Source organism: Pseudoalteromonas sp. S558, assembly GCF_005886635.1.
GTDB classification, from domain to species: Bacteria; Pseudomonadota; Gammaproteobacteria; order Enterobacterales; family Alteromonadaceae; genus Pseudoalteromonas; species Pseudoalteromonas aliena.
The window spans coordinates 1-1,012 of record NZ_PNDU01000568.1; the positions used below are offsets into that span (position 1 = coordinate 1).

1 protein-coding gene is annotated in these 1,012 nt (G+C 39.2%); it reads right to left on the reverse strand.

What is annotated here, in order from left to right; genetic code table 11:
• Positions 1 to 184 precede the first annotated feature (184 nt).
• Positions 185 to 775 (reverse strand): DUF2799 domain-containing protein, encoded by a 591-nt coding sequence (locus tag CWB66_RS21470; protein WP_252371829.1) that lies wholly within the window; start codon positions 773 to 775, stop codon positions 185 to 187.
• Positions 776 to 1,012: the final 237 nt, after the last annotated feature.

Here is a 1,012-nt window from a genome sequence, read left to right on the forward strand (position 1 = left end):
ATCGACATAAGCATTTGAACAAATTAACGAATTAAACCCTCCATAACATCGTTAAATAGACTCCATATTTACCGATGTCATGACAATAACCATTAAGAATAAGCGCGAGTTGATTTCGCGCTTATTTAACTTTTAGGCAGTACTGCAAACCATTCTTTGGTTTTTTAGCCTAAGCCTCGCCTATCTATAGCTCGTATTCAACACGAAACGAAGGCAACTTATTTAATAATGGAATAAGCGAACGCTCTCGTCTTAAAGAGCTGCGCTCATCATCAAGTACCCTTCGTTCATTAGTGAGTTCTCTGCGCTGATTACTGGAGACATTTGCAGCACTTAACTCATTGCTGATCACTTCAAGTCGTCTGTTTATTGTGTCGAGTCGGTTATTTATTTCGGTTTTTCTTGCTTCGATTTGGTAACGATCATTACCTTCTTCCCAGGCCTTTCGAAACTGTTTGCTGTTACACACACCATTAAATGACTCGCCACGAATGCCTACTGCAAAGCCGTTTTCAGGTTTACAATAGTGCTGCAGGCCATTGTTATAACCTTCTTTATACAAAGCAACGTCAGGTGAAATACCAAACTCTCGACAAGCTTTTACTGTATCAACACCTTGGTTATAAGCCTTGCCTGATTCGCCATGATCATAACCTAGCTGCTGCCAATTTGCGTATACACACTCTTCTTGCGATAAGCTAGTACAGCCACTAAGAGTAATAAGGGCTAGGCTAAAAACAAGTTTTTTAATCATATCAACAACATCTGTTTTCATTTGAATATGGTAAACATACTATCCCCTATTTAGGGCCATATCAATAGGCCTGAAACAGCGTATGTTTAGCTACATAAATCGTTTAGCATGCGGGCTAAATAACCTGAACTCTGGATAATAAATCTATCTCAAGCAGCTATTTTCAGCGCTAACTACGTTGAATTTACTTGCAATAGGCCCGCTATTGACGCGTAAATTCGCCTTGTTTTCACTGAAAATCTCTGGCTAGAGAAAATA